The following is a 23,493-nucleotide window of genomic DNA, read 5'->3' as shown; positions in this document are numbered from 1 at the left end:
TGCAGTATCGCCGGGGTGCACCATAAAGTAATCCGACTGCATGATGGTTTTCAGCGGGGAGATCTCCTACCGTGGTAGGAGATTAGGCAACCCCAGCGCGTTGGGCTAAGAGAACGAGGGCCACGCGGTCGCGTGCGGCGAGCTTCGACATGAGCGCGGAGACATGTGTTTTTACCGTGGTTTCCGCGATGACCATGTCGGAGGCTATCTCCGCATTCGTAGCACCACGGGCTAGCAATGAGAGTACTTCCATTTCGCGCCGCGTTACCAGGCTGAGTCCTTGGCGTTCCTGGGCGCTGAGGCTATCGTGCGTGAGCGCGGAGCGATAGGCCTCGAGCACAGGGCCGGTAACCTCGGCGGCCAATACCGATTCCCCCTGCGCCACATTGCGTACGGCGGTCACGAGAACCTCTGGGTCGGCATCCTTCAATAGGAAGCCGTTGGCACCAGTGGAGATGGACTGCGCTACGAGCTCTTCATCGTTAAAGGTGGTGAGCATGATGATGCGGCACTCTGGCTTTCGCTCGAGTATGGCTTGAGCCGCCGAAATGCCGTCCATGCCGGGCATGCGAATGTCGAGGATAGCCACATCGATGTGGTGAGCGAGTGCAGATTTTACGGCTTCCGCTCCCGAGGTAGCGGTAGCCGTTACTTCGATGTCTTCTTGCGCAGTGAGGATAGTAGACAGTGCTGAGAGCAGCATTGCTTGATCATCGGCCAACAAGACGCGGATTCTAGAGCTGCTGTGCGGCATTTTTGGTGTCCTTCATGGGTATTTGTGCGTGCAGGTTAAAGACATGAGCATCGCCGGAATAGTCGAGGCGACCGCCAAGGGAACGAGCACGTTCTCCTATCCCCACTAGGCCTACGCCGCTGCCCGAAACGTTGCTCGGTGAGGGGTGTTGATTGGTGGAGGTGAGGGTGAGCGAGGGGGCGTCGTCAAGCGCAAGCTCAACCGTGACATGCGTGCCGACGCCCTGATGGCGCAGGGCATTCGTCAATCCCTCCGTGATGATGCGCACCAGTGCCATCTGAACCAACGACGGTACGGCAAATGAAGCGGGGAGGTTTGCATCGATCTTCAGCCCTGCAACGCGGAAGCCTTCGAGGATTCCCTCGATGTGCTCGAGTTGTTGAGCAGGCTCCAGCGACGTGGGACCAGGCGAGCGTAAAGCAGCGACAATTCCCCGAACCTCGCCCAATGCGGAATCTGCGTTCTCCCGGATTGACAGAAGTGCGTCCTCAGCCGCGCCGGAATCCGATGTCGCTGCAACGATGCCCGCATTAGCCTGAACCTTAATCAGGGTGAGGGAATGGGCGAGGACATCGTGTAGCTCCCGCGCAATGAGGAGGCGTTCTTCTTCTTGTGCCTGGTGGAAGCGCTCGCGGGCCAGTGCCTCTCGTTGGCGATCACGGTCGAAATAGCGGGCAGCAATGAAGTATGTGCTTCCCAGTACCGCCCAGTGAGCCACAACCATAGCGAGGAAGTGGGTGTCCACCTCATAGCGGAGAAGATAGGATTCAACATCGATCCGCCACATGAAGGGGGAGATGAAGGTTCCGAGCGCGGTGATGAGGAGGATCGCCCGAGGAAGTAGCCTGTGGTTTATGTACCGCGAGGTGGTGTACACGGCCATCGGGGCGGTCAACGCCCAAGGCGGCAAGCCGCTATTAGCAGGAAGCTGGCTCATCCACGTGACTGCCCAGGCTGAAAGAAGAACTAAAAAGCCTGCCGCACTTAGGACTGGCTTCGAGCGCCACACGAGGAAGAACGGTATGAACAGCAGGGACAAGAGAGCTTCGATAACCTCTACTGTTCCGGCGGAGGAAGCCGCCAAGGCACAATAAAAGGCCGCTACGAGCCCCGCGACTCCTGAGAGTAGTGCGTCCCCCAAACGCACCGAGGTCAGGAAGGCGCGCGCGGTGCGGGAAAAGCTCATAGACGGCCATGGTAGTACATGCAGAGAGTACTACTTCTTCTTTTTGTCCTTCTTTGACTTGTTTTTCTTGCCCTGCTTCTTGCCGTCACCGTTGACCTTGGCACGCTCCAAGTCGGCAGCGACATCCGGAACGTAGGCAAAGTCGTTGCGCGGCGGGCGGACGTATTCGGCTTCGAGCTCAGGTCGGTTCGGGATCTCAGGTACGTCCTGCTCCACGTGCTGGTAGGGAACCGTCTTGAGGATGTGGTTGATCACGTTGATTCGTGAGCGCTTCTTGTCCTCAGACTCCACGGTGTACCACGGTGCGGATGGGGTATCCGTGTGGACGAACATCTCATCCTTGGCCCGGGAGTAGTCCTCCCACCGAGTGATGGACTGCAAGTCCATGGGGGAGAGCTTCCAGCGGCGCAGCGGGTCGTTACGGCGAGACTTGAAACGAGCGATCTGTTCTTCATCGGACACCGAGAACCAGTACTTCAGCAGGATAATGCCATCCTCGATGAGCATGTGCTCGAGCTGCGGTGCCTGGTGGAGGAAGCGCACGTACTCCTGCTGGGTGCAAAAGCCCATGACGCGTTCTACACCGGCGCGGTTGTACCAGGAACGGTCGAAGATGACGATCTCACCTGCGGTGGGCAGCTTTTCAATGTAGCGCTGGAAGTACCACTGACCGGATTCACGGTCGGTGGGCTTGGGCAGGGCCTCAATTCGGCAGGTACGCGGATTGAGGTACTGCGTAATACGCTTGATAGCGGAACCCTTACCAGCGGCATCGCGGCCTTCCATGATGATGACCACGCGGGCGCCGGTCTCAACCACCCATTGCTGCATTTCGACGAGCTCAGCCTGGAGGCGCTTGAGCTCCTCCTCATAAGCTTGCTTGTCGAGCTTCGGAGGTTTGGAGGGAGACTTCTTTGTTGAACTCATACCCTTAAATGTACCCCTTAGCTGGGAAAATACCTAAACGCGGGGAGCTTAGTCGACCTCGTGCTCGAGCACCGCGCCAGTGGCAGCGTCGACATCGTACTCATACTCCTGGCCGTTGGACGTGAACTCAATTTCCCAGTGCGGGCCCTTGCCGTCGTCACCGTCGTCGAATTCAACCTCCTTTTCGGTGACGGTGCTGGCGTCTACGCCGGCATGGGCATAAGTGGCAGCCAAAGCATCGTCACCGGTGAGTGAGTCAGCGGTTTCTGCCTGCTGGTTGTCGCGGTCGTCACGGTCATCGTCGTCCTGCTCGACCACCGTCGTCGCCAGAGTTTCAGTAACGGTCACCATCGGAGGAAGAGTCGTTGCGGGAGCTGGGTCTGCCTCCTTGTCTGAAGAACATGCGACCAGTGCTGCAGATACAGACGCTGCAATGCCGGCGGCGAGGACACGGGAGAGAAGAGTCATAAAAAGGCTCATCCTTTTTGGTTGGGGAAATGTGCTTCCCTACAGTAGCGATGCGTCGAGTAGCTCGCAGAATTAATAAAAGGTCTAGTACGTGGCGCAGGTGCAACCATCGCCGCAGCCGTTGGTGGGCGGTTCCCCAAAACGCGTGGTGTTTTCAATCGGGCCCAGCCCGTCGATGCTGATGCGTGTCACGGAACCGTCACCGAGCATCGCATCCGCACCGCGTGCAAACCCCACGCCTTCCGGAGTGCCGGTGGCAATGACATCACCGGGGTTGAGCGGATAGAGGGACGAGTAGAAGGCGATGAGCTCAGCCACGGAGAAGATGAGGTCATCGGTGTTGTCGTCTTGGCGCACGTCGCCGTCGACAGTCGTGGTCAGCCGCGCGCCGCGGCCCGGTGCCCATTCATCAGCCGTGGTGAGCCACGGTCCGAAGCCGGCGGTGCGGTAAAAGGACTTACCAGCGTGAAACTGCGAGGTAGCGCGTTGATAGACGCGCAGTGTGTAATCGTTCATGATGGCGTAGCCGGCAACGTGGTCCAGCGCATCGTTTACTTTCACGCGGTGTGCGCGGGTCCCGATCACCACGGCGAGTTCGCCTTCGTAATCCAGCTTCTTCGTGGCAAAGTCGGGCACATACACATCGTCGTAGGGGCCAGTGAGTGCCTCTGGAAACTTGATGAATAGCGTGGGCTGGGTCGGAAGGTCACGGCCCATTTCCCGCGCATGCTTGGCGTAGTTCACGCCCACGCAGATGATTTTTCCCGGGTTCGGAATGACGGGGGCAAGGTCGGCGGCGTCAAAAACCACGGGCTCTCCTGAAAGCTGTGCTGCCTTGCGCCAGTCTGGGCTAGCGAGCAGGGCGCCGACGTCCTCGTAGTCCAACTCCGTGCCCACATTCGGGCCGTCGATGCGGATTGCGCAGGTGCCAAAACTGGTGCGGAGAGTAGCGAGCTTCATAGCCGCTAGTCTAACGCGCGAAGAATCTCATCCACCGCGTCGGCACACATGATGGGCACGTCCTGGGCCTCCTGTTTGCTCCACGGTTTGAGTACGAACGAGGCCGGATCCATGCGTCCAGGCGGGCGCCCAATACCCACGGAAAGACGCCGATAGTCCTTCGTGCCCAAAGATTTCGTCGTAGAACGCAGACCATTGTGGCCATGGTCCCCGCCGCCGAGGCGCAACTTGATCTGGCCAAAGTCCAGCTCGAGTTCATCGTGTACCACAATGATGTGTGCAGGGGAGACGTTGAAGTACTGCGCGAGGGCCTTGATGGGCCCGCCGGAGAGATTCATGAAGCTGCGCGGTTTCGCGACGATCACCTTGGTGTCCCCACGCCGTGCCTCGGCGATATCCGTATTCGTCTTTTTATGAACGGAAAAGGAAGCGAACAGCTCGTGGGCCAGTTCATCAGCCACGTCAAAACCGATGTTATGGCGGGTGCCGGCGTACTTCGGACCGGGGTTGCCCAGCCCCACGACGAGGAAAGAAGAAGTAGTCACGCTGCCTATTCTAAACAGCGCGTGGGCGAAAACGGCGAACCGCGCCTGCCTCCCATAAGCAGGGAAGCGGGCGCGGTGCGCTAGCTAGGTGAGGGGATGGAGGATTTACTCCTCGTCCTTCTTCTCCTCGGAAGCCTCAGCGCCTTCCTCGGAGTCGGCGCCAGCCTCAGCGCCGCCTTCCTCAGCAGCCTCAGCGGCAGCCTCGACGTCCTCATCAACCTCCGGCTCGGAGATGGAGACGATGACGGTGTCTTCCTCGGCCACGAGGGTGGTGCCCTCCGGCAGGGTGATGTCGCCAGCGGTGACCACGGTGCCATCCTCGAGACCCTCGATGGACACGACGATTTCTTCCGGAATGTTGAGTACGTCGGACTCGACGAGGAGGACGTCGGCATCCTGGATGAACATGAGGCCCGGGGCCGGCTCGCCCTCAATGGTGAGCGGAACCTCAACCTCAACCTTCTCGCCACGCTTAATGGAGAGCAGGTCGATGTGGTCGATGTCGAAGGTCAGGACGTTCTGGTCGATGTGCTTGACCATGACCAGGTGCTGCTCGCCCTCGAGCTCCAGCTCGAACACAGCGTTGACACCGTTGGCACGGATCAGAGCGGTCAGCTCGAGGCGGTCGACCGAGAAGTGCAGAACGTCAACGGCGTGGCCGTAGACAACACCCGGAACGCGGCCGGCTACGCGCAGGCGACGGGCAAAGCCCTTGCCAAATTCAGAGCGGACTTCACCTTTGAGTACGGGGCGCTCAGAAGCCATAAGTAAATCTCCTTAAAGTATCGTTGTGCGGCAAGGGCTGATGAAGGACCGTGTAGATACGACAAAAGCCTGCCGATGGACGTCTTGGACGAGTCATCGCAGGCTTAATTCTAGATTCACTGCTTAACTTGTGCTATCGCGTCGATAACGGATTTCTCCCTCGCCGAGACGCACAAGATTTTAACAGCAGCGCTGTCGTCGAACCAAATTTAGTGGGTTTCGAAGAGCGTGGTCACAGAACCGTTCTCGAAGATCTCGTGAATGGTGCGCGCCAGCAGTGGGGCAATGGACAGCACCGTGAGGTTGTCCCAGCCCTCGGTGGACTGCGGCAGGGTGTCGGTGGTGATGACTTCCTCAGCGCCGCACTGCGAGAGGCGTTCGCGGGCCGGATCGGAGAAGACACCGTGGGTGCAGGCAATGATGACGGACTTAGCGCCAGCCTCCTTGAGGACGCGAACCGCGCCGGCGATGGTGCCGCCGGTGTCAATCATGTCGTCGAGAAGCACGCAGTCCTTGCCCTCGACGTCACCCACCACGCGGTTGGAGACGGTCTTGTTGGCCTCGGTGGTGGAACGGGTCTTGTGGACGAAGGACAGCGGGGCGTCACCCAGCTCGTGTGCCCACTTCTCTGCCACCTTGACGCGGCCGGCATCGGGGGAAACCACCGCGAGGTTATCCAGCGAGTAGTTCTTCTTGATGTGGTCCGTCAAGATCGGCATGGCGTGCATGTGATCGACCGGGCCGTCGAAGAAGCCCTGAATCTGGTCAGTGTGCAGGTCCACGGACACAATGCGGTCAGCACCAGCAGCAGCCAGCAGGTCAGCAACGAGGCGAGCGGAAATGGGCTCGCGGCCAAGGTGCTTCTTGTCCTGGCGGGCATAAGGGTAGAACGGCAGGATGGCGGTAATACGCTTGGCGGAGCCGCGCTTGAGCGCATCAATCATGATGAGCTGCTCCACAAGCCACTTGTTGAGCGGTTGGGAGTGGGACTGCATCACGAAACAGTCGGCACCACGTACCGACTCCTCGAAGCGGATGAAGATTTCGCCGTTGGCGAAGTCGCGGGCGGTGGTCGGAACCAGTTCAGTCTTGAGCTCCTTGGCCACAGCTTCTGCCAACGCCGGGTGCGCACGCCCGGTGAAGAGCTTCATGTTCTTGCTGCTGCCGGTAACCTTGCCAGTCATCAGAAAATATCCCTTTACGTGTTGTTAGTTAGTGGTCTGGTCATCAGCCGGAGCGTCCTGAGCCTGTGCCGCGGCCTCAGCCGCTGGCGTGCCCGGGCGCTTCTTCTGGACCCAGCCCTCGATGTTGCGCTGCTTGCCGCCGGAGACGGCGAGTGCTCCTGGGGGAACGTCGTCCTTAATCACTGTACCCGCCCCAGAGTAGGCACCGTCACCCACGGTGACAGGAGCGATAAACATGGTGTCGGAGCCCGTGCGTACGTGGCTGCCAATGGTGGTGTGGTGCTTATTGACTCCGTCGTAGTTTACGAAGACAGAGGAGGCACCGATGTTGGAGTAGTCACCGACGGTGGCATCACCGATGTAGGTCAGGTGCGGGACCTTGGTGCCGCGGCCGATCTGTGCCTTCTTGGCTTCTACGAAGCCGCCCAGCTTGCCCTCCTGGCCCACGATGACACCGGGGCGGATGTAGGTGAAGGGACCGACCGTGGCGTCCGTACCAATAACGGAGTCAAAGCCATGCGTGCGCACTACACTTGCGCCGGCACCAACCTGCATGTTCGTCAAGGTGGTATCGGGGCCCACTTCGGCGCCATCGGCGATGGTGGTCGCGCCCCACAGCTGGGTGTTGGGGTGAATAGTGACATCCTGGCCAATGGTGACGTTTACCCCAATCCAGGTGGTCTCCGGGTCAACGATGGTGGCGCCGCCACGCATAGCCTTTTCCACCATGCGGCGGTTGAGCAGGCGGCCGGCTGCAGCCAGCTGTACGCGGTCGTTGACACCAGAAAGCTCATCGGGATCACTAGCCACGTGAGCACCAACGCGGTGGCCAGCCTCGCGGGCAATCTCCAGGACGTCGGTGATGTAAAGCTCGCCCTGGGCGTTATCGGAATTGAGCTTCGTCAACGCGTCACGAAGCACGGCGCCATCAAACGCGAACACTCCAGAGTTCACCTCGCGCACCGCGCGCTGCTCCTCGGAGGCATCCTTCTGTTCCACGATGGCGGTCACGGAGTCATCCTCAGCGCGCAGGACTCGGCCGTAGCCAGTCGGATCCTCCAAAGTCATGGACAGCACAGTCACGGCATTGCCCTGGCTGGTGTGGGTCTCATGCAACTCGCGGAGAGTGTCCGGGCGCAGGAGCGGAACGTCACCGTTGGTGACGATAACGGTGCCGGTGAAATCGGGCAGTGCGCTCAGACCACACTGCACAGCATGGCCGGTACCGTTCTGTTCCTCCTGGACGGCCTGGGATACCTCGCAGTCGAGCTCCTCAGCAATGGAATCGACGGCGGGGGAGACCTGGTCACGTTGGTGGCCCACGACGACCACGAGGTGTTCCGGGTTCACCCCGGCGGCGGCATGGAGAGCATGGCCGAGCAGTGACCGCCCGCCAATCTCATGCAAAGTCTTCTGGGTTGAGGATTTCATGCGGGTACCCGCGCCGGCAGCAAGGACGATGGCGGCGCAGTCGGTTGTTTCAGCCACGAGTGTGTGCGTCTCCTGTGTTTGGGGTGTCAGGACTTACTGCGATTCATCATAACGCGCCCGCGCTACTTTCCGTGAGATACCTCCGGAAGAGCGCGAGCTCGCCATGCACCGAGCACACCCACGATAGCGAGGAAGAGGATAGCCGCGGACGGGCCCGCCAGCGCTATGACTGCTGAGATGCCACCGACGATGAGGAGAATGACACCCATCATCGTGTTTGCAGCACCGACATAGCGGGTGCGCTTGTCCTCACCGGCCATGTCCACCACATACGTCTTACGGGCCACGCGAATACCGGCGTGCGCCAAGTTTACCAGGAAGAATCCGACGGGCAGAGCCCACGCGCTTATCGACGCCGGCGCCCACGCCGCGCAGGCCACAATCGCCAGCAGAATCACCGCGGCACATCCCGCGGCCCAGGACATGACCAGGCGGGAAGACTTATCTGAGAGGACACCCGATACGCGCCCACCCACCAGGCTGGCTAAACCGGAGGCGAGGACGAAGCCACCGAGTCCGCTTAGTGCTTGGGAGCCGACGCTGTGGGAGAGCACGACAATAAAGGACGTCGACAACGCTGAAACCAACAGCAGTGCACGGACGTTGACGAAGCTGCGGAAGCGGGCGTCCTGGGTGTAGAGCTGCCACGTGTCCTTCCACCAGCTGGTGTTCATGCCCTGCTGGGCGGTGTTGTCTGGCACGGGTTCCTCAATGGTGCGAAAGACCGCTGCGGCCATAAACCACGTGGCCGCACCAATGGCCAAGAGAACGGCGAGCCCCCAGCGCGGCAGCTCACCAAGGAAGGCCAAGATTCCACCCGTGATGAGCGTGACCGCACCACCTAGCTGCGTTGCGCGGCCGGTGACCAGGCCGCGGCTGCCCTTCGAAATGGTGCGGCCTTGCACGTCTTTGCCGGTGAGAGAACACAGTGCGCGCAGAAGCGCGAGTACCGCCAGGGCGAGGCAGACGACGAGGCCGAGGAGGGGGCCGTCGAGAAGCACCGCGGCCGCCGCAATGACCGCCGCACACACGCCCTGGCCCACCGAGCCCAGCAGCCATAGGCGCTTGCGTGCTGGATGCGAGGTGACCCACGGGGTAAGCGCGGCCTGCGGAAGCATCGAACCGGACTCCCGTAACGGCACGAGGAGGCCGGTGAAAAATCCCGGTACCCCGGCAGCGCTAAAGAGCCAGGGCAGGACGGTCTTTCCAGACAAGAGCTGATCGCCGACTCCCTGCAAGCCGCTGGACCACACAAACTTCCGGGCATTCGAGGATTCTTTCGCGGGGAGAGACATGACTGTGATCTTAAGCCCGGCTTAGCCAATGCAAGGGCTAAGGCGTGCCTGACCACCTATTCTGGGATGCATGTCTGTCTCTGTGTCTCGTCGCGTCTTTGTCCAGGGAACTGTCCTCACCATCGCTGGTGCCTCCGTCGCCGGGCTTAGTGCCTGCTCCACGTCGTCTGACCAACCCGCGCCGCTCGGCTACGACGGCGAACCCCGCGCACTTCCCATCCCGCCCGTGGAAGAGGGCACGATGGAAGGCGACACCCGAGTCTTCAAGCTCACGGCCCAAGACGGCCACTCGGAGGTACTTCCCGGAAAGGACCGCACTCGGACATGGGGCTTCAACGGGCCCTTCCTAGGGCCGACACTGCGTGCCCGCCGTGGGGATAAAATCCGTGCTGAAATCACTAATGACCTCATTGAAATGACCACGGTGCACTGGCACGGCATGCAGCTTCCGGCGTACTCCGATGGCGGCCCGCACTCGCCGGTTCAGGTCGGTGAAACGTGGAAGCCGGAGTGGGACATCATCCAGCCTGCCGCTACGGTGTGGTACCACCCGCACCCGCACCTGGCGACGGCCACGCATGCCTACCGCGGTTTGGCAGGAATGTTCATCATTGACGATGACGTCTCTGACGGCCTCGACTTGCCGCACGAGTATGGCGTGGACGATATCCCCGTGGTCATCATGGATGCCAAGTTCACCGAGGATGACCAGTTCGATGAGAAAAGCGACAACACCCTGGGGCTCCTCGGTACGACGCCGCTGGTCAACGGTATTACTAACGCCCGCTTTGAGGCCACGACGCGCCGGGTTCGCCTGCGCCTGCTCAACGGTGCCTCCATGCGCTTTTACACGCTGGAGGTAGGGGAAAAGCCCTTCCACGTGATTGCGACGGACGCCGGGCTTCTCGACGCCCCCGTGGAAGTCGACTCCCTCCTCCTCGGCCCCGGCGAGCGTGCCGAGGTCATCGTGGACCTGGAGCCTGGCAAGGATATCCAGCTGCGCTCGGTTCCCCGCAAGGACAACTTTGGTGTTCCTACTGACGATAACGCCGCTGACTTCGGCTTCCGGGATTCCTTTGACTTACTCACCATCGTGGGGCCGGAGGAGTCTGCGCCGACACCTCCAGCGCTGCCGACTGAGTTGGATCCTGCTGCGGGACAAACCCCGTCTACCGAGGGCCTGACTGAACGCGAGTTCATCCTTAACACCTTCATGATTAACGGTGAGCAGATGGACATGGCCCGCGTCGATACCGTCATCGACGAGGACGCACGGGAACTGTGGACCGTCACCAACGAAAATTCCGACTGGCCGCACAACTTCCACATCCACAACGCCCGCTTCAAAGTCGTGGACTGGGACGGCGATGAGAAGATGAACGTCTTTAACTCCGGCTGGAAGGACATTGTCAACCTCCCGCCGAAGGCCACCGCCCGCCTGCTGGTGGAGTTTGGCCACTTCCCGGACAAGACCATCCCGTACATGTACCACTGCCACATGCTGCTGCATGAGGACCAAGGCATGATGGGGCAGTACGTCATTGTGGACAAAGGCGAGAAACCCGACGTGCGCGTGAAACCGGGCGCCCTTGTCTTTGACAAGGACGCTGCCGGCCATGCCGGACACGCCAGCCAGGTTGTGGACTCTTCGCGTAGTCCGTATGCGTCGCCGGAGGCTAGCTCGTAACGCGGTGAAAGCCATTGGAGAACTCTAGGGCTCAGACTAGGGGGCGTCGAGTGCCCACACTCTCCGAGGAACAGATCTCGTTACACGACGCTAAGGGCTGCCTGACATAGACCATCCGGGATAGTCAGGGTTGATTGCGCCTAGCACTGAGAGCATGTCATTGAGTCGACGGTTGACATTTGTCGATAGAAGGTTCTCTTGGTGGGAGACACGGTTTCTCAAGTGCGTTATTCTTTCGAACTTTCTCCCAATATCTTCGCGGGAGGTATCCAGAGCGGGTACCTGCGCAAATGCCTTGTGAAGGCATTCACTCCACAACACTTTTGCGCTCTCATGGTGCACGGGCAGGGCTTCACCAAGCAGAGTCGACCAGTTTCCGAGCGTGAACTGTGAAACCACATCATCATGCGTGAAGGATGCATTTCTTCGTGCGTGACCGACTTTCCGTCTTCGAGATTCTTGCTGTGCCCGCTTACGTGCTTGGGTCATAGGACGACGCAATATACGGTAGAGCAAGCCTGCAGTTTTTCCCTCAAAGGACCACTCTCTGTGGCCACAGATTTTGTAGTTCCACTCACGAAGAGTTATGTCAATTGCGTTACGGGTGAGTACTTCGAAGTGAGAAAGCTGATAATGGAGAGCACTGGAGAGTTGGGCGTTCCATCGGTAGAGCGAAACCGCCCTTTCGACGTCACCGTCGGCCTCACGTAAGTATGTGGCAAACCGCGCCGCGCCGAGCATTACTTCAAGATCATCTTTAGGTTCCAAATTTGTGTGCTACCCTCCCTAGTGAGAGCGTCAACGTAGGTTGGCGCATTATCCCCCACGACCCCAAGCTTAGCGCTTGGGGTCGTTGCTTTCCTCAAATGTGCGACCCCCAATAGAGGCCTCGGAGCCTTATCCGTACGCTAGGGTCAGTAAATGTGATTCAGGACATCGACCCGCTCATCCAATCCCTGTACCAAGTCTTTGACCTCATCGGAGTGGTACTCAACGGCATCATTGGCGGCACGATTGCGCGCCGCAGGGAATTCGACATCATTGGCTTTGTCTTCCTCGCGCTCTTTTCGGCGCTGGCGGGCGGCATGATCCGTGACATGCTCATTGCTAGTGGCCCAGCCGCGGCGATCTCCGATCCGCTGTATCTCACGCTCGCGTGCGTAGGCGCTCTCATTGCGTTCTTGATAGACCTGAAAGGCAAGGCGTGGGAAATTTTCCGTGAGCACGCGGATGCTGTCATTTTGGGAGTGTGGTGCACGACTGGCTGTGTTAAGGCACTGGCGTATGGGATGCCGTTTATCGCCTGCGTTTTCTTAGGCGTCCTGACCGCAGTAGGAGGTGGCATGGTGCGCGATGTTGCCTCCGGAATGATTCCTTCAGTCTTTGGCGGAAGCCCGCTCTATGCAGTGCCAGCAGTGCTTACTGGAATCGTGATGGCGTCTTTCGCGCACTTCGACAAGTTCGCCCTCGGCATGATTATTTCGCCCTTTGTTGGATGCGGCTTGGCCATCCTGGCCTACTGGCGTGGATGGGTACTTCCGCGAGCTGGCACCGCTTCCTTGAATTCCACCGCCACACAGGTGGTAGCGATGGCGAAGAAAGCTGAGCTCAAGGGCTTTCGCCGTGGGCGTAGAAAACAGAAAAAGCTTCCCCACCAGGACTCGAACCTAGAATGACGGTACCAAAAACCGTAGTGTTGCCGATTACACCATGGGGAAACAGCGCACACGTTATGAGCGCTGGAGGACATGTTACCTGACGGGGGTCGAGAGTCCTAAACACCTCCCCGCTTTCTCTGTGAGTGCGGGTCATGTCCGGTGGGGGAGATACAGTAGAAGCATGGTTCGACAAAGGATGACCGGCCGTGAGCGCCGTGAACAGTTGATTTCCATTGGCCGGGCGGCCTTCGCGGAGCTTGGCTTCGATGGCGCCAGCGTAGAGGAGATCGCCGCGCGCGCAGGTGTGTCCAAGCCGGTGGTGTACGAGCACTTCGGTGGCAAGGAAGGCCTCTACGCGGTGGTCATCGACCGCGAGCTGGTGGCCTTGGAAAAGGTGGTCACTGAGTCCTTGCAGGAGGGCTCCTGGCGCGAGCGCATTGAGCGCGGCGTGGTGGCGCTGTTGACCTATGTGGAAGAGGAGACTGATGGCTTCCTCATCCTAGTGCGTGATTCCAAACCCGGTGATGAGCGTAGTTTCTCCACGCTGCTGAACACCGCAGTGAACCAGATTGCCCACATTTTGGGAGAGGCTTTTGAACACCGTGGGCTCGACCCCGAGCTTGCTGTGCTCTACGGCCAGGCGTTGGTGGGCATGGTGGCTACCACGGCCCAATGGTGGCTGGATGAGCGCGAGCCTTCCCGCGAGACTGTTGCCGCGCATATCGTGAACTTGTGCTGGAATGGCCTGGCTGGAATGGAAGCTGCACCGAAGTTGAAGGGAGATGAGTAGGTGGCAACTCCGATGCTGGGAGGGCTGCTCAAGGTAGCCGCCTCCGATCCCAAACTAAAAGGCCTTGCCGCCCAGGTAGGTACGCAATCTCTACACATCACGGGCATCGATCAGGCCCGTCCCTGGGCTATTGGCACCTTGGCCCACCATGCGCCCGTCCTCGTTGTGGCAGCGTCGGGACGCGAGGCCGAGGATCTCAGTGCGGAGCTCACCGCGTTGTTGGGAGACAAGGTTGCGTACTTCCCCGCGTGGGAAACGCTCCCGCATGAGAGGCTCTCGCCGGCACCGGACATCGTCGGTAAGCGCGCCCAAGTTCTTGATCTAGTTGGTGCGGGCAAGGCCCAGGTTGTGGTGACCTCAGCGCGCGGCTACTGCCAGCCCATCCTCAGCAAGGTGGAGGGGCGCGCACCGATTTTCCTCAAAGAAGAGGAGGAACACGAGTTTTCTCATATCGTCTCTGAACTGGAGTTTCGCGCGTATAAGCACGTAGACATGGTGGCTAAGCGCGGCGAGTACGCTACGCGCGGCGGCATCCTCGATATTTTCCCCACGACGTCCGACTATCCGGTGCGTGTCGAGTTTTGGGGCGATGAGATTACGGATATCCGCCAGTTCTCCGTGGCAGATCAGCGAGCTATTCAGGAGATTGAGGTCGGGGAAGTCGCCATCTACCCTGCGCGCGAGCTTCCCATCACCAACGAGGTGGCCGCACGGGCTCGTGACCTAGCGCAGAAGTTTGGCGGCAATGCGGCACTGGCTGAGCTGCTTACCAAGGTAGGTGAGCACATCCCGGCCGAAGGTATGGAGGCATTGCTCGCCGTGCTTGCCGACGAACCCTTTGTCACCCTCCCCGAACTCCTCCCCACCGGAACGCACGTGCTCCTCGTGGCACCGGAGAAGATCCGCACCCGTGTCGCGGATTTGGAATCCACGGATGCCGAGTTCCTTGCTGCCGGTTGGGAGGCTGCCGCCATGGGCGCAGATGGCCCACTGGCTGCGGAGGGGCTGGACACCGAGGCGTCGAGTTACCGCTCCTATGAATCTCTAGAGGCCACGTGCACGCAGATTGAGGCTCCCCTGTGGACTTTTGCGCCCCCAGGCATGTTTGCGGCTGCGGAATCGGAGACCCTGCCGCTCGACTACGAACCTGGCCCCACACCGCGCGGCGATATCGAGCAGATCGATGCCATGATGGCGCAGCTGCTGGCCCACACCACCGCGGGCGGACGGGCAGCCTTCATCGCCCCTGCCCAGGGTGCTATCAAGCGCATGGTGGAGCGGTTTGCTGAAAAGGGGATTCCCACCAAGGTCGCTACTCCTGGATGGGAACCTAGCCCAGGTGAGGTCACGCTCTATCAAGCGCTGAGTCATGCTGGCCTAGTCTTCCCCAAGGTACGCAAGCTCAAAGACGCTGAAGCGCTTCCGCTCGTCGTGGTCACAGAAACGGACCTGACGGGTAACCGCGTGGGCGATATTGCGGGCGCTAAACGTCGCCCAGCAAAGCGCCGAAACCGCGTCGATCCGCTGGCACTTAAGCAGGGCGACTACGTGGTGCATGAAACACATGGCATCGGCAAGTTCCTCAAGATGGCCGAGCGCACCATCCAGTCTGGTGACGAGACCTCGCGCCGCGAATACATTGTCCTCGAGTACGCAGCTTCCAAGCGCGGCCAGCCTGCCGACCAGCTCTGGGTACCCATGGACTCGTTGGACCTGCTGAGCAAGTACACGGGCGGAGAAGCGCCAACGCTGTCTAAAATGGGCGGCTCGGATTGGAAGAACACCAAGAAGAAGGCGCGCGCTGCCGTACGCGAGATCGCTGGCGAGCTGGTAGAACTCTACGCCAAGCGCCAAGCCGCACCCGGTCACCAATTTGGGCCCGATACGCCTTGGCAGGCGGAGATGGAGGATAACTTTCCCTTCGTCGAAACCGAAGACCAGATGCTGGCTATTGATGCGGTCAAGGAAGACATGGAATCCTCAGTGCCGATGGACCGAGTCGTCGTCGGCGATGTGGGTTATGGCAAGACTGAGGTGGCGGTGCGCGCTGCCTTCAAGGCAGTCCAAGACGGCAAGCAGGTCGCAGTGCTTGTACCGACTACGCTGCTGGCCCAGCAGCACGCCGATACGTTCCGCGAGCGCATGCAAGGTTTCCCCGTCGACATTGAGGTGCTCTCGCGTTTTACCTCGGCCAAGGAATCCAAGGAGATTCTGGCAGGCTTGGCAGATGGTTCCGTGGACATTGTCATCGGTACTCACCGTCTGCTTCAAACGGGCGTGCAGTGGAAGAACTTAGGCCTCATCGTGGTGGATGAGGAGCAACGCTTCGGCGTGGAGCACAAGGAACACATCAAGGCGCTCAAGGCCAGCGTGGACGTGCTCACCATGTCCGCAACTCCGATTCCGCGCACCTTGGAGATGTCGATGGCGGGCATCCGCGAGATGTCCACCATCTTGACGCCACCGGAGGACCGCCATCCGGTCTTGACCTATGTGGGCGCCTATGAAGATAAGCAGGTTGCTGCTGCAATCCGCCGCGAGTTACTGCGTGACGGTCAGGTCTTCTTCATCCACAACAAGGTTGCAGACATTGAGAAGAAGGCCCGTGAGCTGCGTGATCTCGTGCCAGAAGCCCGCATCGTGGTGGCCCACGGCCAGATGAACGAGGAAGTTCTTGAGCAGACCGTCCAGGGCTTCTGGGACCGTGAGTTCGACGTGCTCGTCTGTACCACCATCGTGGAAACCGGCCTGGACATCGCTAATGCGAATACCCTCATCGTGGAAAACGCCCATCACATGGGTCTGTCCCAGCTGCACCAGCTGCGCGGGCGCGTGGGCCGCTCCCGCGAGCGCGGCTACGCCTACTTCCTCTACCCGAAGGGCGCTACGCTCACTGAAACCTCCTACGACCGCCTGGCCACTATTGCCCAGAACAACGACTTGGGCGCAGGTATGGCCGTGGCCATGAAGGACCTGGAGATGCGAGGAGCCGGCAACGTGCTCGGTGCTGAGCAATCCGGCCACATCGCTGGGGTGGGCTTTGATCTCTACGTCCGCCTCGTGGGCGAGGCCGTGGAGACCTTCAAGGCGCTTGCTAGGGGAGAAGCCCCGATAGTCACGGACGAGGGGCCGAAGGAGATCCGTATCGACTTGCCTGTCGACGCCCACATTCCAGAAAGCTACATCAACTCCGAGCGCCTGCGCCTCGAGGTCTACCGCAAGCTCGCAGCCTCCAAGGACAATGCGGACCTCCAGAACACCGTGGAGGAGATGGAGGACCGCTATGGTCCCGTCCCGGAGCCGGTGCAACGCCTTCTGGCTGTGGCCCGCTTGCGCCACCAAGCGCGCCGGGCTGGTGTCGCCGACATTACGGTGCAGGGAACCCGCATCAAGGTCCACCCGGTGGAGCTCGCGGATTCCAAGCAAGTGCGCCTCAAGCGCCTCTTCCCAGGCTCCAACTACCGTGCGGCCGCCAAGGCTATCCAGCTCAACTTCCCCAAGGCCGGACGCAACGTCACAGACCCCAAGTTGCGTGACGTTGAACTTCTCCAGTGGATGGCAGATTTCCTAGCATCGATGTTTGAACTCGAGCGAGTCGACGTCAGCGGTGCTAAGACTAAGAAGAATGTCATTAGCGTAGGAGAAAAGTAATGGATGCCACCAACAGCCCTAGTATGAAGCCGCGCTCTAACTCACGAATAGCTCTGTTGGTGGTGTGGATTGTCGCGGCGCTGGTGAGCATTCCTGCGGTGTTGGCGCTGAAGTTTGTGAGCGGGAATGCAGGCTGGTACGCCGTCATGCTGATGTTGGGTGGGGTGGTGCCCCTAGGAGTATGGATGCTCCTGGGGTTTATCCCGCTGTTTATTCTCAGGGACTACGACAGCAACCTGGTGTGGGCATGGGCGGGGCTGGCTATGGTCTTCATCGGATTTATCATCGGCGGCGCCAACCTTCCGGACTTTGGCGATACTGGCCCTGCCGGTGTCCCCGCCTGGTGGCGTGGCAACGAGGACGCAGCCACGATGACCGGCATGCTATTTCTCGGCATCAGTGCTGTTGGCCACGTGCTGTGGCTGGTGAGCTGCATTGTTTATGCGGTGAAGTCTCACCGCCAACAGCCCCCAGTTCTTTAGAGAACGAGTGCGCCGGTGCTCAGTCCCCACACAGCAGCAATGGCGCCGATAATCACGATCGCCACCACACACCACTCGAAGGTATTGAACACGCGCTCCTTCTTGTACAGGCGAGTAGCCACGTACGGGATCAGGCTCGGAAGCACGGCAAGCGCGCCGAGGAGCACGTAGACCGGATCGGCGGCGTAGATGAGCCACAGGGAGTAGATGAAGGCGACGAGGCCGATGAAAAAGTGGCGTCGATTACTGCGGCGTCCTACCTCAGGCCCGGAGAGATCAAACTTCACACCAGCATGCGGGTGGGTCAGCCCCTTGCCACGCACGGTGAGAAGAACCAAATACAACGAGGAGAAGATGTAGGGAAGGAGGTACATGATGGTGGCCAGCTGCACCATGGCATTATAGGAGGTCTCGTTGAGGAAGAAGACGATGACAAAGAGCTGAATCGCCAGGGTGGAAATTAGCTGCGCTACCCACGGTGCGCCGGCAACGTTGACGGTGCCAATCTTGCGGGGGATGAGGCCGTCGATAGCCATGAGGACAATCGGCTCCGCGCACAGCATCTGCCAGGACACATACGCGCCCAGGACGGACAGGCACAGGCCAAGGGAGATGAGCGCGCCGCCCCATGGTCCCACTACGGCGGTGAGGACAGAGGCCATAGAGTTATCCGGCAGTGCTGCCAGCTCTTCCTGAGTAAGCACGCCGAAGCTCAAGGTGGAGACGGACACGAGAAGCGCGAGAACGCTGACAAAGCCGATCACTGTAGCGCGGCCAACGTCCCTGCGGGTGCGGGCCTGCTTGGAGTACACCGAAGCACCCTCCACACCGATAAAGACCCACACAGTAAAGAGCATGATGCCTTGTACCTGCTCAAAAACGGACTTGTCGGAGCGCTCGCCCCAGAAGTCCAGAGTGAATTTATCCCAGCTAAACCCCACGAACAGGACGATGACGACGAAGGCAAGGATGGGCACGATCTTGGCCACCGAGGTCACCATATTCATGATGGCTGCTTGCTTAATACCGCGGGCCAGAACTGCAAAGATGCCCCACGACAATAGCGACACCGCGATGGCGGAGGCCCACTGGTGATCAGCATCGAAGAAGGGCACGTAATGGCCGATGGTATTGAAAAACAAGGTGCCGTAGCCCACCTGCGCCATGACGGAACCAAGCCAGTATCCCCAACCGGACGTAAAGCCAATGAAGTCACCCAAGCCGGCGCGGACGTAGGAGTACACACCGGAGTCGAGGTGTGGCTTGCGGTGGGCAAGAATCTGGAAAACGAATGCTACAGAGAGCATACCGACGCCCGCGATGAGCCATCCCAGCAGCATGGCGCCGGGTCCGGCCACGGAGGCAATATTTTGCGGCAGAGAGAAGATGCCGGCGCCCACCGTGGAACCGATGATGAGCGCTACAAGCGTCCACAGCGTCACGGAGTGCGTGCGCGGCGATTCGGTGAGTGTTGAAGAGGTCATTGGTCAAAAGTACCCCTTAAGGCGGGTTTATGCGCAACTGGTGCGATTATCCGCGCAGGCCGAGTCCTATACTCGGTGCTTATGACTGTGCTCTTGCTCGATCCGCGTTGGCCCACGATGATTCCTCTGGAAGCCCATGGAAAGCTGCTTGGACCTGCAGTTTTCACCGACGAAGTGCCGGTAAAGGTGCGTTGGAACTTCGACGAGTTACTGTGCGGTGAGGATCCAGAAGGCAAAGGTGTGCTAGTAAGCACGAATGCGTCTGACCCCGAGGTGCGGGCGCTTCTCGACGACTCCCATGACCTCATCCTCGCTCCTTCCCTCGACGACCCTCTGTGGCAGGCGCGGGAGGTCATGTCGAAGGCTCGCAGCATTGGTGAGTGGGAGCGCAATCAAACCCATGACACCCTATTGCCTTACCTGGCTGAGGAATCTGCGGAGTTTGCTGACGCGGTAAAGGATGGCGCGTCTGACGCCGAGCTTCTCAAAGAACTAGGAGACGTTTTTCTCCAAGTTCTTTTTCACGCGGAGATCGCCGCGCGGAGAGGCGCTTTCACCTTGGATGATGTGGCAGCGTCCTTTGTAAACAAAATGCGCTCCCGCGCGCCCTACCTGTTCGACGGCACAGAGGACGTCGTCGGGGTAGAGGAGCAGGAGCGCCTGTGGGCTGAGGGGAAAGCCCGCGAGAGCCGTTAAGTGAGCTTCTAGCTCTTCTTCAGAACGGAGGACAGCAGCGGGGCGTAGTCCGCAATCTTGGAGGACAGGCCGGTGCCGCCGGTGGCGAGGGTGTCTTCCTTGACGATCTTGCATTCGAGGGCACGGTCAGCGGTCTGGCCGGCGTACTTCACAGCGACGAGCGCCAGCGGGCCGAGGTCCTCAGAACCACCGAGGGCGGTGAGGTTCTTGGACAGCTGGTTGCGGGTGGTGTTTTCAGTGAGCAGATCGCCCTCGGTGGTCTTATCAATGAGGGTCAGGGTGTTGCGCAGGGTGTCGCAGTCAGCGGTCTGGATTCCCTGGGAGAGGAAGCCGCCAAGCTCCTCGAGGGAAGCAGCGGATGCGGTGGCAGGAACAGCAGCACCGAGGGTGACAACAGCGGCAGCGGTGGCGGCAATACGGCGGATGGACATGGGTCTCCTTGAATTACGAATAGAACAGCACTTTTCCCGGCTCGGCGAGCCGTTCAATGGCGTAGTGTAGCGCACAATGTTACGCATGGGAACACTGTGACATAATTTTTACCATTCTGTGTCGGTCCGGGCTGACCGTAAAGGTGCGCTGTAGTATCCCTGCCTATGACCATGGGGCTGAGGAGAGTTGGGGGCTGCGGCCTCGGCATTGTCTTGGCCATCATTCTCATCATTTCCCTCGTGGGTTGGAGCTTGTCCTTTCTGGACAAACCTTCGCCCTTCCGTCAGCTTGAGCCTGTACCCGAGGACTTACCGCCAATTGGTGGGGCAGAGGTGCCAGCGATTGACGTGGAGGCCCCTGGGCGTACCTCCGACAAATTGACGTGGTGGTCGGATCAACTGAAGGACTCCACAAGCATTCCCGAACAGGCCCTGCGCGCCTATGGCAACGCCGAACTTATTGCGAAGGCGGCTTGGCCCAATTGTCACCTGCGCTGGAACACTCTTGCTGGCATCGGATGGGTAGAAACCCGCCATGGCACGTATAACGGCAATGTGTTTCATCGGTCTTCTCTGGATGAGAATGGCTATCCTGACCCGCCCATTGTGGGCATTCCCCTGGACGGGACTAATGACACCACGCTGGTGCCAGACAGTGATGGTGGAGCGATTGATGGCGATGCCGAATTTGATCGCGCGGTAGGCCCCATGCAGTTCATCGCTTCGTCCTGGGATCATCTGGGGCGCGATGCTAACGGCGATGGTGTGGCGGACCCCAATAATATCGACGACGCCGCCCTCGGCGCCGCCGCCCTGTTGTGCTTTGGTGATCGGGACCTGTCTACCCCGGAAGGGTGGCGCTCGGCGATTCTCAACTACAACCAATCCGAGGATTATTTGCGTAAAGTGGCGGGTGCTGCCAATTCTTACGCGATCGAGCAGCCGGCAACCTCCTAGATCTTTGTCACGTTGTCCGGTTATGCCCGACATGTTCCGAACTTTCCTGGAACAATGGGCAGCAGGTGATTTGGGAGTCCTCCCGAAGCACAAAACCACACTCAATTTGGTTCTATTAGGAGTGAAAGCAGCATGGCTGACATCATCCACGTAATGGCACGCGAAATCCTTGATTCCCGCGGTAACCCGACTGTTGAGGCTGAGGTTTTCCTCGACGACGGTGCACGCGGCGTCGCCGGCGTTCCGTCTGGCGCATCCACCGGTGTTCACGAGGCACACGAGCTGCGTGACGGCGGTGAGCGCTACTTGGGCAAGGGTGTGCTCAAGGCAGTTGAAAACGTCAACGAAGAAATCACCGACGAGATCGCTGGCTTCGAGGCTGATGACCAGCGTCTCATCGACGAAGCGCTCATCAAGCTTGACGGTACGGAGAACAAGTCTCGCCTCGGTGCTAACGCTATCCTCGGCGTTTCCATCGCTGTAGCCAAGGCTGCCGCTGAGTCCGCCGGCCTGCCGCTCTACCGCTACATTGGTGGTCCGAACGCTCACGTCCTGCCTGTTCCGATGATGAACATCCTCAACGGTGGCTCCCACGCGGACTCCGGCGTTGACGTCCAGGAGTTCATGATTGCTCCGATCGGCGCGGAGTCCTTCGGCGAGGCACTGCGTGAAGGTGCCGAGGTTTACCATGCCCTCAAGTCCGTCATCAAGGACAAGGGCCTGTCCACCGGCCTGGGTGACGAGGGTGGTTTCGCGCCGTCTGTGGAGTCCACCAAGGCCGCACTCGACCTCATCGTTGAGGCCATCAAGAAGGCTGGCTTCGAGCCGGGCAAGGACATTGCCCTGGCACTGGACGTGGCTTCCTCCGAGTTCTACAAGGATGGCAAGTACCACTTCGAGGGCGGCGAGCACACCGCTGAGGAGATGGCCAAGGTCTACGAGGACCTCATCGCCAACTACCCGATCGTCTCCATCGAGGACCCGCTGCAGGAGGATGACTGGGAGGGCTACACCAAGCTCACCGAGACCATCGGTGACAAGGTCCAGATCGTTGGCGATGACTTCTTCGTCACCAACCCGGCACGTCTCCAGGAGGGCATCGACAAGAAGGCAGCTAACGCCCTGCTCGTGAAGGTCAATCAGATTGGTACCCTCACCGAAACCTTCGATGCCGTTGAACTGGCTCACCGCAACGGCTACCGCACCATGATGTCTCACCGCTCCGGTGAAACCGAGGACACCACCATTGCTGACCTTGCCGTTGCCCTGAACTGTGGCCAGATCAAGACCGGTGCTCCGGCTCGTTCCGAGCGCGTTGCCAAGTACAACCAGCTTCTGCGCATCGAGCAGGAACTGGGCAGCGCCGCCGTTTACGCCGGCCGCTCCGCATTCCCGCGCTTCCAGGGTTAATCACCTCCCCCGAAGCTCGATTGTGCCCCGTGATTGTGGGCCACGTTTAAAGGCGTCACAGGAAACTGTGGCGCCTTTGGCGTGACACCTGTTATTTTTGTGACTCCCACGCGCGCCGTCCCGAACCCTGGCGGTTGATAGCTAGACTTACTCTCCGATGGCACGCACTACCCCTACCCGCACGAAGCGCCGGAACACTGTTCCGGTCCACACGCGTGCCCGCGACGCCCACACAACCCCGAAGCGCCCGAAGAAGCCCAAGGGCCTCGATATCCTCGGGGTAGGCGTCATCATCGCGGTGGTACTCGTCGTCTTGCTCACCATCGCCGTGCCACTGCGCAACTACTACAACGGCCAGTCCGAAATTGCCCGCCTGGAAAGCTCCATCGCAGCCAAGCAGGAACGCAAGGACAAGCTCTTGGCGGAAATCGATAAGTATCGTTCGGACGAGTACATCAAACAAGAAGCCCGCCGCCGCTTCGGCGTCATGGACGAAGGTGAAACCGCCTTCCGAATCATGGATCCGCGCATGGATTCAGGGGACACTGTGACCTCAGAGCACCGCGAAGACATTGACGAGCGTGAGTGGTACACCGTGCTCTGGGATTCCGTTGCTGAAGAGGCGGAGACGGCCCCAGCAGCAGCCGATCGTCCTACTGAATAGGACTCATC

At 59.8% G+C, this 23,493-nt stretch carries 21 protein-coding genes; 9 read left to right on the top strand and 12 right to left on the bottom strand.

Features of this window, described 5'->3' with window-relative positions; translation table 11 throughout:
* Positions 1–82 precede the first annotated feature (82 nt).
* The 10 genes from I6J72_RS06900 to I6J72_RS06855 form a co-directional block, all read right to left on the bottom strand.
* A complete protein-coding gene (locus tag I6J72_RS06900; protein WP_204098662.1) occupies positions 83–754 on the bottom strand; it encodes a response regulator transcription factor in 672 nt (223 codons plus the stop codon).
* Positions 735–1,940 carry a sensor histidine kinase gene (locus tag I6J72_RS06895; RefSeq protein WP_204098661.1) on the bottom strand — a complete coding sequence of 402 codons (1,206 nt, stop codon included), beginning with the start codon at positions 1,938–1,940 and terminating at the stop codon, positions 735–737. Before I6J72_RS06895 ends, I6J72_RS06900 begins: the two co-directional genes overlap by 20 nt.
* Positions 1,941–1,970: 30 nt before the next feature.
* A complete protein-coding gene (gene ppk2 / locus I6J72_RS06890; protein ID WP_204098660.1) occupies positions 1,971–2,867 on the bottom strand; it encodes a polyphosphate kinase 2 in 897 nt (298 codons plus the stop codon).
* A gap of 48 nt (positions 2,868–2,915) precedes the next feature.
* Complete coding sequence (locus I6J72_RS06885) at positions 2,916–3,335, bottom strand: PepSY domain-containing protein (RefSeq protein WP_239107225.1); 420 nt, start codon at positions 3,333–3,335, stop codon at positions 2,916–2,918.
* Positions 3,336–3,419: 84 nt separating this feature from the next.
* On the bottom strand, positions 3,420–4,295 hold the full coding sequence (locus I6J72_RS06880) for a fumarylacetoacetate hydrolase family protein (RefSeq protein WP_204098659.1): 876 nt from the start codon (positions 4,293–4,295) through the stop codon (positions 3,420–3,422).
* A 5-nt stretch (positions 4,296–4,300) separates the two neighbouring features.
* Positions 4,301–4,840, bottom strand: a complete 540-nt coding sequence (gene pth / locus I6J72_RS06875) for an aminoacyl-tRNA hydrolase (RefSeq protein WP_204098658.1) — start codon at positions 4,838–4,840, stop codon at positions 4,301–4,303.
* A 105-nt stretch (positions 4,841–4,945) separates the two neighbouring features.
* Complete coding sequence (locus I6J72_RS06870) at positions 4,946–5,605, bottom strand: 50S ribosomal protein L25/general stress protein Ctc (protein WP_204098657.1); 660 nt, start codon at positions 5,603–5,605, stop codon at positions 4,946–4,948.
* A 209-nt stretch (positions 5,606–5,814) separates the two neighbouring features.
* Entirely contained in the window at positions 5,815–6,789 is a 975-nt protein-coding gene (locus I6J72_RS06865; RefSeq protein WP_070671664.1) for a ribose-phosphate diphosphokinase, read from the bottom strand.
* Between the two features lie 24 nt (positions 6,790–6,813).
* Positions 6,814–8,277 carry a bifunctional UDP-N-acetylglucosamine diphosphorylase/glucosamine-1-phosphate N-acetyltransferase GlmU gene (glmU, locus tag I6J72_RS06860; RefSeq protein ID WP_115021518.1) on the bottom strand — a complete coding sequence of 488 codons (1,464 nt, stop codon included), beginning with the start codon at positions 8,275–8,277 and terminating at the stop codon, positions 6,814–6,816.
* Positions 8,278–8,342: 65 nt separating this feature from the next.
* Positions 8,343–9,575, bottom strand: coding sequence for an MFS transporter (locus tag I6J72_RS06855; RefSeq protein WP_204098656.1), 1,233 nt, complete (start codon positions 9,573–9,575; stop codon positions 8,343–8,345).
* Positions 9,576–9,645: 70 nt separating this feature from the next.
* Here I6J72_RS06855 and I6J72_RS06850 point away from each other — a divergent pair, with 70 nt between their 5' ends.
* From I6J72_RS06850 to I6J72_RS06825, 5 genes are all read left to right on the top strand, one after another.
* Positions 9,646–11,262: a multicopper oxidase family protein gene (locus I6J72_RS06850; RefSeq protein WP_204098655.1), complete on the top strand. Its 1,617-nt coding sequence runs from the start codon at positions 9,646–9,648 to the stop codon at positions 11,260–11,262.
* 926 nt (positions 11,263–12,188) lie between these two features.
* Complete coding sequence (locus I6J72_RS06840) at positions 12,189–12,938, top strand: trimeric intracellular cation channel family protein (protein ID WP_204100468.1); 750 nt, start codon at positions 12,189–12,191, stop codon at positions 12,936–12,938.
* Positions 12,939–13,101: 163 nt separating this feature from the next.
* Complete coding sequence (locus tag I6J72_RS06835) at positions 13,102–13,710, top strand: TetR/AcrR family transcriptional regulator (protein WP_070671674.1); 609 nt, start codon at positions 13,102–13,104, stop codon at positions 13,708–13,710.
* 12 nt (positions 13,711–13,722) lie between these two features.
* Complete coding sequence (gene mfd / locus I6J72_RS06830; RefSeq protein ID WP_204100467.1) at positions 13,723–17,361, top strand: transcription-repair coupling factor; 3,639 nt, start codon at positions 13,723–13,725, stop codon at positions 17,359–17,361.
* On the top strand, positions 17,361–17,843 hold the full coding sequence (locus I6J72_RS06825; protein ID WP_115021565.1) for a hypothetical protein: 483 nt from the start codon (positions 17,361–17,363) through the stop codon (positions 17,841–17,843). Before mfd ends, I6J72_RS06825 begins: the two co-directional genes overlap by 1 nt.
* Here I6J72_RS06825 and I6J72_RS06820 read toward each other — a convergent pair.
* Complete coding sequence (locus I6J72_RS06820) at positions 17,840–19,327, bottom strand: amino acid permease (RefSeq protein ID WP_204098654.1); 1,488 nt, start codon at positions 19,325–19,327, stop codon at positions 17,840–17,842. The two genes, I6J72_RS06825 and I6J72_RS06820, sit on opposite strands and share 4 nt — an antisense overlap.
* Before the next feature lie 81 nt (positions 19,328–19,408).
* Between I6J72_RS06820 and I6J72_RS06815 the strand changes: the two genes are divergently transcribed.
* On the top strand, positions 19,409–20,023 hold the full coding sequence (locus tag I6J72_RS06815; protein ID WP_204098653.1) for a MazG nucleotide pyrophosphohydrolase domain-containing protein: 615 nt from the start codon (positions 19,409–19,411) through the stop codon (positions 20,021–20,023).
* An 8-nt stretch (positions 20,024–20,031) separates the two neighbouring features.
* Here the strand turns inward: I6J72_RS06815 and I6J72_RS06810 are convergent, their stop codons facing one another.
* Complete coding sequence (locus tag I6J72_RS06810) at positions 20,032–20,454, bottom strand: hypothetical protein (protein WP_204098652.1); 423 nt, start codon at positions 20,452–20,454, stop codon at positions 20,032–20,034.
* Between the two features lie 165 nt (positions 20,455–20,619).
* Here I6J72_RS06810 and I6J72_RS06805 point away from each other — a divergent pair, with 165 nt between their 5' ends.
* From I6J72_RS06805 to I6J72_RS06795, 3 genes are all read left to right on the top strand, one after another.
* Positions 20,620–21,411, top strand: coding sequence for a hypothetical protein (locus I6J72_RS06805; protein ID WP_204098651.1), 792 nt, complete (start codon positions 20,620–20,622; stop codon positions 21,409–21,411).
* A 132-nt stretch (positions 21,412–21,543) separates the two neighbouring features.
* On the top strand, positions 21,544–22,821 hold the full coding sequence (eno, locus tag I6J72_RS06800) for a phosphopyruvate hydratase (RefSeq protein WP_204098650.1): 1,278 nt from the start codon (positions 21,544–21,546) through the stop codon (positions 22,819–22,821).
* A 157-nt stretch (positions 22,822–22,978) separates the two neighbouring features.
* The gene (locus I6J72_RS06795) at positions 22,979–23,485 is read left to right on the top strand and encodes a septum formation initiator family protein (protein ID WP_204098649.1); all 507 of its coding nucleotides are present in this window, start codon (positions 22,979–22,981) and stop codon (positions 23,483–23,485) included.
* Positions 23,486–23,493 lie beyond the last annotated feature (8 nt).

Source organism: Corynebacterium sp. FDAARGOS 1242, assembly GCF_016889985.1.
In the GTDB taxonomy this organism is placed as follows: domain Bacteria; phylum Actinomycetota; class Actinomycetes; order Mycobacteriales; family Mycobacteriaceae; genus Corynebacterium; species Corynebacterium minutissimum_B.
The sequence above is the reverse complement of the archived record's forward strand: the minus strand, read 5'-3'. Positions and strand labels throughout refer to the sequence as shown.